We start from the raw sequence: 13,086 nt of genomic DNA, 5'->3' as shown, positions 1-13,086 counted from the left end.
CAGTTTATTAGATATTATTTTCATGCTTGCGCCATCGCCACTACAATGATAGAAGCAATGAGAACGGCCAATCCCAATATTAATACGCCTATTGTACGGGAACCGCACCCCTTCCATTCTTTCAGCAGGATTCCCCAGACATTACTGAATGTAACATTCAGCGACATCAGTATACTCCAGGAAAATGCAAGCAATATCGGACTGCCGCCTAAAAAACTCTTACCCATTTCCAGACCGAAGAATTGCGAATACCATAATACTCCGGCAAGAGCACAGAACAAAACATTATTCACAAGGACATCACCGCTGACCGACAAATACTCCTTACCCGTCCTATTCTTTATATTTTGCTGGATACAATAAGCCGCATTCGTACAGAACCCGCCCAAAGTTACCAGAAAGATAACAGGAAGTCCGGCATACAACGGAGCCACCCCACCTGCCAGCGCCGCCTCCTTAATAGGCGTTCCGGCATCCAGGCCGAGGGCAAAACAGGCACTCATCACACCTGCCAGCAAAGCAACCAGCAACCCTTTTGTCAACGCAAAATCTTTCACGGCAGCCTTTTTTTCCTCCTCACTCATATTTCTGGAGCGTAGGCTGCCCGCATAACCGATAATGGCAATTCCCGCCAAAGTGATGCAAACACCAATAAGGAGCATCAGACCGTCACCGTGCAGCAAATCTTTCCCTGCAAACAGAGCCGGGAACAGGGTTCCGAAACCGGCACAGGTACCCAAAGCTATACTTTGTCCTAAAGCAACGCCCAAATAGCGCATACTCAATCCGAATGTCAGACCGCCGACACCCCAAAGGACACCGTAAATAATAGCCGGCAATGCACCACCGGCTCCCCAAAGTTCTATCAGGCTGCCATCGGCAGGAATGGCAAGTAAAGCGCCGAGCAGCGGAAAAACAAGCCAGGCAAAAATGCCCTGTACCAACCAGAAGTTTTCCCAGGACCAACCTTTGACTTTATTGATAGGTACATACGAGCTGCTCTGCCCAAAGCTTCCCACAGCGATAATTAATAATCCTATTAGTGTATTCATGATAATCAACGGTTAATGTTCTATGAGTAATGAAAGTAGCGGGCAAAGATATGCTTTCCCCGCTAAACACTATCACTAACTCTGATAAACTTAGTTACGTCTGGATGTAACCTCAGCTTCGTATTTTTCTATTTCAGCAATGAATTCTTCACCTACCGGAACATTATTCTTCAAACAGAACATATCCCAAACGGCATTCCAAGGCAAAGCTTTAGCTTCTTCCAACAGGGCAAGACGCTGGAAGCCCTGACCGGCAGCCTCATACTCGCGAAGTTTAGCCAACGGTTCCAGCAATGCCCGCAACATACATTTCTGTGCGGCACGGGTGCCGATGACATAAGCGCCTATACGGTTGATGGAAGCATCGAAATAATCAAGACCGATGTGTACACGGTCCAAAGCATTGCAACGGACAATCTCCTGGAAGAGTTCGAGAGTCGGGTCATCCATAATAGTCACATGGTCGGAATCCCAACGTATCGGACGACTTACATGAAGCATCAGTTCGGGTACGAACAGCAACATGGACGAAACTTTATCAGCAGCACTCTCCGTAGGATGGAAGTGACCCGTATCGATTGTTATCAGTTTCTGGTGTTGCACGCTATAACCTACACAGAATTCATTAGAGCCCACTGTATAGCTTTCCAGACCGATACCGAATACTTTAGATTCCAGACAGTCCTTCATATTTTTATATTCCGTAGCAAAAATCCGGTCGAGAGAGTCTTTAAACAGTTCACGGTATTTCATACGGTTTACCGTAACATCCTTGCTACCGTCGTGTACCCAAAGATTAATGATGCAAGGATCGCCCTGACGGCGTCCCATCTCTTCCGCAATGGCACGGCAGCGCTTGGTATGTTCAATCCAGAAATCACGGATGCCTTTATCCGGATTGGCTAAAGACAAGTTACCGCTTTTAGGATGTGAGAAAGAAGTCGAGTTGAAATCCAGTTTCATCCCGTTTTCAGCCGCCCATTGCATCCAGCTTTCAAAATGTTTCACTTCCACCTGGTCACGGTCAACAAACGTACCGCCGAAATCACCGTAAATTTCATGCAGATTCAAGCGATGTTTGCCCGGTATATAAGAAGCGGCCTTTAAGATGTCGCTACGCAATTCTTCCATATTACGGGCCTTACCGGGATAATTACCTGTAGTCTGGATACCGCCGGTCAGCGAGCTGCCCGACTCAAAGCCGATAACATCATCGGCCTGCCAGCAGTGCATGGAGATTGCAACCTTCTGGAGCTGTTCCATTACCTTTTCCACATCTATCCCAAGAGCAGCATAACGTTCCTTTGCCACTTCATAAGCCTTTGTTATTAATTCTTCTTTCATGATACTGATTTATTTAATATTATTTTAAACATTAATGATTCATTGTCACCTGTTTGAAGTGTAAATATGCGGCATCCCACACGTCCGTATCTTCCGGATAGAAAGTTTCCAAAGAAATAGAACGATTGATCAACTGGCGCATGGAAGCAATATCTTTTGCCGTTCCCGCCGCCAATGCCTGAATCATGATATTACCGATTGCCGTAGCCTCAGACGGGCCTGCCACAACAGGAATACCGACAGCATTGGCTGTCCAACGGTTCAATAATTCATTACGGCTTCCTCCGCCAATAACGTGAAGTGTCTCTATCGGATGAGGAGAAAGAGTGCGAAGATTATCCAAAACCTGACGATAGCGCAGAGCAAGGCTCTCAAAGATACAACGTACAATTTGCCCCCGTGTCTGCGGAACAGGCTGATGAGAATCCGAACAGAACGTCTGTATAGCCTGTTCCATATCGGCAGGATTAGCAAACAGGACATCATCAGGATTAATCAGACTGCGGAACGGCTCACTGGCATTCGCTTCGGCTATCAGTTCCGGATAAGATGTCTGTCCCCACGCCGCACGGCAGCGTTCCAACAGCCACATCCCACAAATATTTTTCAATAGACGGATAGTGCCATCCACACCGCCTTCATTCGTAAAATTCAAAGATTCGGTTTCCTCTGTAATAACCGGCCCCTTCGTTTCCACTCCCATTAAAGACCAGGTTCCGCTGCTCAGATAGGCAAAATCAGGATTCATTGCAGGAACCGAAGCCACAGCAGAAGCCGTATCATGCCCGGCAACTGCAATTACAGGTATATCTCCCAATCCGGTCATGCGCTGTACTTCCTTTGTCAATGTTCCTATTTTCTCACCGGGATAAACAAAACGGCCGAAATTACTTTCCGTCAGTCCGAGTTCGCGCAATAAAGCATCTTCCGGTTTACGGGTGTTTGCATTGACCAACTGCGCCGTACTGGCAATGGTATATTCCGTTACCATTTCACCGGTCAGCATATAACTCAAAGCATCCGGTATAAAAAGCAATTTATCGGCAGCGGCCAATGCACTGTCATTATTACGTCTCAATGTATCAAGCTGGAACAAAGAGTTGAAATTCATCACTTGAATACCCGTCCACTCATAGACCTGCTTACGGGCAACCTTTTTAAAGAAAGCCTCAGGCGCTCCGGCTGTATGAGGATCACGGTACGAATAAGGCTGACGAAGAAATCCGCCGTCTTTACCTACACAGACAAAATCCACTCCCCATGTATCAATACCGATGGAAGTAATTTCCACATCCTTCTTCTGAGCGACTATTTTCAGTCCTTCGATAATATGCCGGTAAAGCTCATATATATCCCAATAAAAATGTCCGCCGGTTTCAATCAGATGATTCGGGAACCGATTCACATCTTCCATTTCCAATCCTTCCGGTGTGAAAGTTCCCAAGATGGTACGGCCGCTGGTAGCTCCCAAATCGACCGCAAAAAAACATTGTTTCATGGTAATTAGTTTTAGTCGCTATTTCATGATACAAAAATAGGGGAATCATCCCCTATTCCTTGTACTTATTTTGACTGAAAGGGTGTCAGATTTGACAATCCGTTTCATCCGCTATTACCACATCCGGTCTTCTATTTCACATCCTCACAAAAACGGGTGACAATTTGCTCGCCTTCCGTATTCCGGATGGTTACGTTCTTCATCGTAACGGCCTTGCTATAAACAAATTCGGCTCCCAATCGGGAAGTTATATCAACATCTTCCAAAACCACATTTTCAATCGGCATTTCCGGGATACCGTTGAAGAACAATGCACGACGGGCGCCTGCGCATACCAAATTCTTCACATGAATATTCCGGAAACAAGGAGTTGTTTCATCCACAGGAAGAGGCTCTACTTTAGCCGGAACTTTTTCACCGCTCTCCAACACTTCAACGGCAGATTTTCCACCATAATAAAGATTGAAAGTAATCGGTTCGGTCGGAATATCCATCATAGACACATTGGTAATCCATATATTTTCAACAATACCACCACGACCGCGCTTGCTCTTAAAACGTAGTCCCACATCCGTTCCCAGGAACTGGCAATTGCTGACGGATACATTACGTACCCCGCCACTCATCTCACTGCCGACAACGAAACCGCCATGGCCTTTAAATACCGTACAGCCATCTACCACTACATTTTCGCAAGGACGTGCACGACGGCGGCCATCTTCATCCTTACCGCTTTTCAGACAGATTCCGTCATCCCCCACATCAAAGGTAGAATTCACAATCAGCGCGTTTTTACAAGATTCCAAATCCAGTCCGTCACCGTTCTGCGCATAGCTCGGATTACGCACCTGCACATCTTCAACCAGCACATTCTCACACATCAGCGGATGCAGGTTCCATGCCGGAGAGTTCTGGAAAATCACCCCTTGCAACCACACATTCTTACACTCTATCAGACTCACCATCACCGGACGAAGGAAATGACGGACACTTTGCCACTCTTCTTCCGTTTTCAGATTCTGGGGGACATTCATATTGCTGATAGTATCCCCTTTCAAAGTTTCAGGATAAGGGAACCAGTAGGTAGGACGTTTATATACACCGCCACGGGCTGTTGTCTGCTTCCAGACGCTCTCCGTAACCTTCTCACGCTTCAACGGACGCCAGTAATGGCCGTTTCCGTCAATTGCCCCTTCGCCGGTTATAGCTACATTTTCCAGGTTACGGCCGGAAATCGGAGACTGGCAACGGCGGGTATCCAACCCCTCAAACACTGTTTCCACCAAAGGATAGAGGTCCACATCAGGAGAGAAAAGGATAACAGCCCCTTTTTCCAAATGCAAGTCGATATTACTTTTCAATACGATCGGCCCTGTAAGCCAAACACCGGCAGGAACAACAAGATGTCCTCCCCCTTGTTCGGAAAGAGCATTGATTGCATCGGCAAAGGCCGATGTACATAGAGTTTCCCCATTACCGACGGCATTAAACTCTTTCAGATTGACCGTACGGTCAGGAAATCTCGGCGCTTCCACACGAGGCATGTCAAAAGGCAGGTTACGATAGACAGCTTCATATTTATAGTCCGTAGACTGGCAAGAACTGAATATCCATAAACAAACAGCAGCAATTACATACAATGGTTTTGTCATTCTTAATAGCGTTTTAAAGTTAGCAAACATACCGAAACATCTTATTCCGATACATGTATTAATTATCTCCTAAATAATAAGACGGTACGGGTGCTTGAGGATACCCCATGCTACGATGGGCCACATAACTACGGTACAAAGCGTCCTGCATCAACGTTACCCTACGGTCTGTCGCAGGAATATCGGTGCGGTAAATACGCAGTTCGCCGGGCAAAGCCGTTATCAGTTCCTCGCGCCAGTCACCTTCCACATCAGCCATCAGTAATATATCCCCCTTGATATTTTCCGTTAATATCTCACCTTTCCATTTCCAGATGCTCTGACTACGTCCACCGGAAGAGGAGCCTGCTCCCCAACGGTTATCGTCTCCCTTAAATGTCTCACGCAACAAATCAGCATCCCACCATATCCAGTTACGGCAGCCGGGAATCTCATCTTGAGCTACTTGCAGTTTCTTTCCGTCGGCAGTAAGCAAATATCTGTCGGTACTTCCCCCCTTACGGTCTTCGCTGGCAAAACACTCCAAACCGGGATGAACAGGATCAAAATCCGTTACCATACCGTCACCTACATGATAAGTAGTATGACCGATGCTCCATATCAATTTACCCGTAGCCGCATCCACTACTGAAACGCCACGGCCATCTTCCTTTTTGGGTTCACTTACCATAAACACCTGCATGCCTTCCCTATCGGGATGCAACTTGCAAAGATATGCCTTGTCGCTATGTCCCAAGCCCGAAGACCACAAAAGTGTTCCGTTATCATCAAGCATACAGGAACCTAACATAACCTCATCACGGCCATCACCGTCCACATCGGCAGTAACCATGCTGTGCGCACCCATACTACGGACAATAGGATTCTCCTCATCACCGTCCCAACGCCATGCACGTTCCAATTTACCGTTTTTCAACATCCAGGCATCCACAACCATCAGCTTGTAAGTGCCGCGTGCCGCCAATATAAACGGGGTCTTTCCGTCTAAATAGGCAACCCCCATCTGGTTACGATTCTGACGAATCAGATTTCCGTAACGGTCATTGCGCTCAGGCCAATCCACCCGGTCTATCTCCTGTCCGGTCATGCCGTCCAGTACGGAAAGATATTCACTCCCGCCGCAAACACGTCCTTTCTCGTTTTTCACATAGTCAGTACCCGCTGTTTTAATCGCCACCTCAGCCTTACCGTCACCATTGAAATCGTATACGATGAAAGGCGAGTACCAGATACCCGGTTCAATCCCCGGTCCCATATCGTATGTCCATAGGTAAGTACCGTCACTCAAATAAGCGGATATTTTATACGTTTTCCCGGTAGTATCACCCGGCATGCCCGGATCTACGTTCGTTTCGGGAGTACGGACGATATAATCATAAGTTCCGTCCCCGTTCAGGTCGGCCAATGCTATCTTTCCTGCTTTTGCATTATCTTTCAAGCGGATAGATGTATAAGGCTTCAAATCGGATAACACGACCTTCCGTTTTTTCGATACAACCGGCTTCTGTCCTTTGACAACAGCTTCCACCCAATAGACGGCTTGTGCATGAGGAGCGGTGTCCACAAAGTCACAAGTACGGGAAACGGCCTTTTTCGTCAGGCGGCAAGCCTTTCCGCCCACCTCACGATATACATGGAAAGCCGTGGCGGGAGCATCCGATGCCAGCAAACGCCAGCTGAGATACACGGATTTGCCGTCCCGGGAAGGGGCAACCGCCAGTCCGCGATTTAAATTTTCAGTAATCCGCTCTTGGGCAAATCCCTCTACCAACGGTTTCGGTTCATGCTTAGGATCAAGGATTTCATAGAAATAGTTTCGTTCACGCGGGTCTTGAGCATATAAGGAGCAGAAAGCGCAAACAAGCGCTACTCCGCCCAGACTGATTTTTTTCATTGCATTTCGTTTTTAGTTATCTTCAGTGGTATAATACGTACAGGGCCTAATAATCCGCTTGGCACAGGTTCCCAACCGGCATAAGTCCCTTTTTTATAACCAAGCGCTGCAATATTTATATCTTTGAAGATGCGCCACTTCACTCCACGGCGATCCATATCGGCTATGCGATTGGCAGGTAGATTGGTTACTTCTATTTCCAAAGTATTCTTTCCCGGACACAGGTATTGCCCGACGGAGCAACAATAGGGCACAGCCCATAAAGTGGCAACATTCCGGCCATTGATACGTACACGGGCACTTTCACGGACATCGCCAAGTGAGAGTAACCAGTCCTGGGCCGAGGCCGGATTTTCAATCACAAAAGTGGTTGTATAACAGCCTGTTCCCATCGTCGTTTTAGCACCTTCAAAGGATAAATCCGTCCATGAGCCCAAAGCAACGGAATCCGGCACACTATGTACCGCAGGAGCGCTTTCCACAAACCGCAGGTTCCATAAGCCGGACAGTTCGACAGCTCCCCGTGCAGCAGTCTGATACTTCCATTCCGGAGCTTGTACGTCAGCTTCCGTAAAAGTTTTCAATATGGCAGATTCTCCGGAGGCCAATTGCAAATAAACTTCCGTCTTTCCATCCTTCTGACGCAAACGAGCCTTGCCGGAAACACCGTTCATCGGATTATAAAGCATGGCCGAACGTGCAGGCACAGCCAACGGTATCCAACTTTCCGTATCTTTTCCGGTCAGTGCGGAAATGAAATAATGATAACCTTCCGGGTTCTTCCGACGGATACAACTCAAATCAAAAGAAGTTTTCATCGCTTCCGGTATAGCAGCAGTCTGCGCCAGTGTACGGACATAATCCGTACCGAAGAACACCGTCTTACCTTTACCTTGCTTATTTCCTAATTTCTTTACCTGCTCCAGAGTACCCTTAAAGTCCGTACGGCGCTGTTCCAACCTGGCATACCCCGGAACATCCTCCGGATACCGGTCCAGAAACACAACAGTCGCCCCCTCTCTTGCCAATTCGAGCAGGCGGGCAAGTACGTCCGCAGGCATTAAACGTGCACCGGGAACAACCAATGCTTTATAAGCTGTTCCGCCTGACGTCACAATTTTCTTATCACGGCAGGTGGCCGTACGAATGAAGTTATCGGAAATATAATCCATATCATAACCGGCATCGTTAATGCGGTGCACCGCTTCTATAAAACCCGGAGCACGCCGTGCCATTTTATGAATATCAAACATCAGCAGACGTCCGTCCTGCTCCTGCCACATATCATATACCGGCAAATACACAAGGAAGTCATTATCCGGCTGTCCCATCTGCAAAAAACTCTGGCAACGGGATATATATTGAAAGAAAGCAGGCGCATCACGCCAGATGCTGTTCGTCGGACTCATATCCACTGTAGCATAAAACTTCCAGCCGGGCCAGGCAGCCTCAGCAGGAGAATAAGTCGTACCATGGAAAAAAGTATGATTGACGCCGGAAACGAACATGAGGTCGATATCCGGCTTGCACTGTGACAGAGAAGTGCGGAAATGTTCCGTCAGCCAAGTAAAAGTTTCCGAAGAGGTATAAGGTTTACCGGCAATATGAGCGCCCGAAGATGCGTATTTCAACATGGAGAGGTCGGAATCATTGGGACGCGTCAGCGAATCCTTACGCAATCCCCGTATACCGAAATCAGACAAACCGAAACCTTCGCACTCCGGAATATCCACCGTGGCATAAAGGTCTATCAGATTTCCCGGCGAGCCATGAGCCTGATTTCTGGTTTTAGCCCCGTGCCGATGTGCCCACTCCGTCCACTGACGGGTGAAATTCTCCTGCAACAGTTCACCGAGAGTTTCACGATAATCGGAGATGATGCGCCGGGTCTTGTCCGAACGCTCCCCTGCCGCCAGAAACTCCGGCAGGTGTTCTTCCAGTTTATAACCGCGACGCGCCAGAAACTCATCAAAAAGTCCTTCCGACCAGTCCGCCCCGTAAACCTCATAGGAGTCGTTAAAGAAATTATGGGGATAAGCTGTAGCACCACCTGCCGTATCCTTGAACTTTCCGTCAAAAGCGCGTTCAAAGCGTCCGAGATAGTTTTTCACGGCACGGGCCGAGAAATGATTCATCACATACCCCTCACCGCCGGGTGCCGCACGCTTCACCTTCTGCAAAGTCTTGCCGCAAAAGGCGGCAATCAAACGCCAGTTCCCTTTCGGAGCTTTCCAGCATAACATTCCGTCTTTTACCTTATCCGTCAAATCCAGACACTTCCCCGTATCGGAAAAGGCCATCAGACGCTCCAGTTTGGCATAAGGCTTTTGTTTTTTATCGGCAACCTCTATTCTCTGATCAAGCGTATTCCCGCCTTCTAACCGATATTCCGTAACAAACAGTTTGCAGGCGGCATCCTCTATCCCCACTTCAGGGCCTCCGAAAGGCCAGCCGGTACCGGTGTTCATATCAATCTGCATGCCCAGACGGGACGCTTCACTTTCCGTATATTGCAGCATCTGCATCCATCGGGGGGAGAGAAACGGAATATCCTTCGCATCATTTCCCTGTACGCCATAAATCGGAGTAATCTCCATCGTACCCATTCCCGCCGCAGCATATGCTTCCAGATTACGGGTCAGGTTTTCCTTATCCACCGCACTTCCCATCCACCACCAGCGTGCAGCCGGTTTGGCATCCAAACCAATCTCCGGCCACGAAACATCTTGTGCAGACAAAAAAACTGCACAAAATGCAAACATGGCAATACAAAACAATCGATTCATACCTATTTTATTTTCTCCAGTTCCAGACATCCCATAATGAACGGTCCCGTTGCTTTGGCGTCATTATCTCTCATCTTTTCACCTATATAATATTCAAAACTTCCGTCGCGATACGGATGACCTCCCAAACCGCCAACCTGGCAACAACGGGTCAGAGTCAGCGTTCCGTCCTGTTTCTCCACCAGCAATTTATCTTTCAAGCCCTTCAGAGCCTTTTCCGCTACAGCGCGGTATCCGGCATCGATATATCCTTTATTCACTGCTTTTGCATAAGCATACATACATTGGGTGGTCACGGATGCCTCAGGGAAATTACCCTTGCGTTTAGGCTGGTCGATAACCTGATACCAAAGTCCCGCTTTATCCTGATATTTCGGCAATGTCTCCGCCAATCCGCGGATATAGCCAATCATGTCGGCACGTCCCGGATGATTTTCGGGTATATAGTCCAAAGCATCTACCAGCGCCATAAACCACCAGCCTATACTGCGCCCCCAGAAGTTGGGAGAATGTCCGGTTTCCGGGTTCGCCCAACGCTGGCTCTTGCTTTCGTCCCACGCATGATGATACAGTCCTGTCTTGGCATCATAGGTATGTTTATGGCAGAGACGGAACTGTTTCACCGCCTCATCAATCCATTCCGGTTTATTGAATTCCGCACCATACTGCGCCATAAACGGAGAAGCCATATACAGTCCGTCCAGCCACATCTGATGCTGATAAATCAGTTTATGCCAGAATCCGCCTTCCAAAGTACGGGGCTGGTTCTTCAACTGTTTGATAAGGATATCCATTGCCGCTTTATATCGTTGGTCGCCGGTTTCACGGTAAAGGTCAAACAGCACCTTTCCGGAGTTAATGAAATCCAGGTTATAAGTGGACTTATCATACAGATGGATTTCCCCCTTTTCATTAATCAGAGAGTCGGCCCATTGCTTCACATAATCATAATAACGACGTTCGCCCGTTATCTTCCACATCTGCAACATGGCGCAGCAACCCACTCCCTGGGCATAACCGAAGAACAGACGCTTGCCGTGATCCAACCGGTAAGCCTGCGGGAAACGCATCATCTCGGAGTCGGCAAACCAACGCGCATACGAGCCTTGTTCCCATGTATCCGTACGGAAAGGCACTGCGGGCAAACCCGACTTATTATAAAGATTTACACGGAAGAAGTTACAAAAGCCGTAACGTACGGCAACCGGCTCCGCCACCTGCGGAGCGGAAACTTCCAGCCGGCTGCCTTTTATCACAGCCACCGCCGGATAGAAACGCCGGTCGGCTCCCGCAACCAGAAAGCCCTTGACCGGAGCATTCTCAGGTGTCATCAAACCGTCTTCGGCATATTCAAAACTCAATACAGCCTTATTGCCGCTGACTTTCATCGTTTTGAAAAGCGGGCCGGAGTATGCCACATCCTTCCCATATTGTTTGGCAAGCGCCCACAAAGCCATGCGTTCACCCGCCACGCGCTTATTACGCGGATGAATATCCGTAGAATCCGCCGCATCCGTAACAACCGCCATGCCTACATTCTTCAGCCCGCTTTGCCATGTTTTGAGCTGTGCTTCACGAATACCGGCCGGCTGTCCTTTATGCGGAGCAATCTGCATGAAATAGAACGGCATGTCGGGTTGCTTCCATTCTTTCCGCCAGCTGTTAATCATATTGGTGAATACCTGCTGATATTTTTCATGACGAATGGCATTCGATTCTCCCTGATACCAGATATTTCCTTTCACCGTATATCCCAGAATAGGATGAATCATACCGTTCCAAAGCGTAGCGGGGACCTTGCAATATCCCTTCTCCTGCTTCACATTCTTCAAAGCAAAATCTTCAAGTACATCTGCATAGAGCGGATTGTTCTTCATAACACTCATTTTCGTCCACGATTCCGCATGCGTACCTCCCCATGTAGACTGTATCATACCTACCGGCACATTCAATTCCTTATGCAACCGGCGTCCGAAAACGAATCCCACAGCCGAGAAGTCATACAGGTTTTTCGGCGTGCACACCAGCCACCGGCCTTGACAGTCATCCATTTCACCGTCGGGAGCCAACTGATGTTCCACCCGGAACAGACGAAGTTCCGGATAATCCGCGTCCTTCATCTCCTCGGCTTCCGTTATCATACCGGTCATCCATTTTTTATCGGGATGCCTGGAAACCGGATATTCCATATTGGATTGTCCGGTACAGAGCCATACTTCACCTACCAGTACATTATTAATAGTAATCGTATTCTCACCGCTCACCGTAACAGACTGCCCTTTTGCAGCCGCAGGCGTTTTCAGCTTCACAGTCCATTTGCCGTCAGCCGCAGCCTTGGTTGTCACGGTTTTATCCGTCCATGACGCTTTTACCGAAACCCGTTCACCGGGCGTTGCCTTTCCCCACAAATTGACTTGCGCGTTTTGCTGCAATACCATATTGTCGGAAAAGATAGCCGGAAGTACCACTTTGGCAGAAACGGAACCTGCCAATACTAAAAGAAAGGAAATTAATCCAAGTAGTTTTTTCATGTGCCTTTGATAGTTTTAATAGAATTAAGAAATGAACTTTATTCTGTATTGCAAAAATAAGAGCTTCACGGCAAACGGACTCTGAGCCTTTTGGCAGTTCTCTTATTGTTTTTGTCGTTTATCACCAACTCCACCCCGCCCAAGACACGGTTATACTTGCCGTTTCTCTTACGGCAGCCAGAGATAAACCGCACGCAGACAGCTTGCACTTACCCCACACTGAGTTTTTCAGGCTACCTGTCTGAAGTTGTCGCAAATTTAGATATAAATCACGATTTATATGCCAGTGGGATATGAAAAAATCAAGACCACCCCTATCTTTATGGCGT

General features: G+C 47.9%; 7 protein-coding genes. All 7 read right to left on the bottom strand.

From position 1 onward, the window contains the following. Positions 1-20 precede the first annotated feature (20 nt). Entirely contained in the window at positions 21-1,052 is a 1,032-nt protein-coding gene (rhaT, locus tag AB5903_RS12630) for an L-rhamnose/proton symporter RhaT (RefSeq protein WP_005652803.1), read from the bottom strand. 90 nt (positions 1,053-1,142) lie between these two features. Beyond that, positions 1,143-2,396: an L-rhamnose isomerase gene (locus AB5903_RS12625; RefSeq protein ID WP_368117895.1), complete on the bottom strand. Its 1,254-nt coding sequence runs from the start codon at positions 2,394-2,396 to the stop codon at positions 1,143-1,145. Between the two features lie 31 nt (positions 2,397-2,427). Further along, entirely contained in the window at positions 2,428-3,894 is a 1,467-nt protein-coding gene (locus AB5903_RS12620) for a rhamnulokinase family protein (RefSeq protein WP_117902113.1), read from the bottom strand. A 131-nt stretch (positions 3,895-4,025) separates the two neighbouring features. Beyond that, positions 4,026-5,546, bottom strand: a complete 1,521-nt coding sequence (locus AB5903_RS12615) for a glycoside hydrolase family 28 protein (RefSeq protein ID WP_117666772.1) — start codon at positions 5,544-5,546, stop codon at positions 4,026-4,028. A gap of 58 nt (positions 5,547-5,604) precedes the next feature. Then, a complete protein-coding gene (locus tag AB5903_RS12610) occupies positions 5,605-7,440 on the bottom strand; it encodes a silent information regulator protein Sir2 (RefSeq protein WP_368117894.1) in 1,836 nt (611 codons plus the stop codon). After that, positions 7,437-10,202 carry a glycosyl hydrolase gene (locus AB5903_RS12605; RefSeq protein WP_368117901.1) on the bottom strand — a complete coding sequence of 922 codons (2,766 nt, stop codon included), beginning with the start codon at positions 10,200-10,202 and terminating at the stop codon, positions 7,437-7,439. The genes AB5903_RS12610 and AB5903_RS12605 overlap by 4 nt, the downstream gene beginning before the upstream one ends. A 26-nt stretch (positions 10,203-10,228) precedes the next feature. Further along, positions 10,229-12,757 (bottom strand): glycoside hydrolase family 88 protein, encoded by a 2,529-nt coding sequence (locus AB5903_RS12600; protein WP_005652812.1) that lies wholly within the window; start codon positions 12,755-12,757, stop codon positions 10,229-10,231. Positions 12,758-13,086 lie beyond the last annotated feature (329 nt).

Origin of the sequence: Bacteroides sp. 2201st1_D9_2201SCRN_220225 (genome assembly GCF_040928965.1) — a bacterium.
Lineage (GTDB): Bacteria > Bacteroidota > Bacteroidia > Bacteroidales > Bacteroidaceae > Bacteroides > Bacteroides stercoris.
This window is presented reverse-complemented; position numbering and strand designations above follow the sequence as displayed.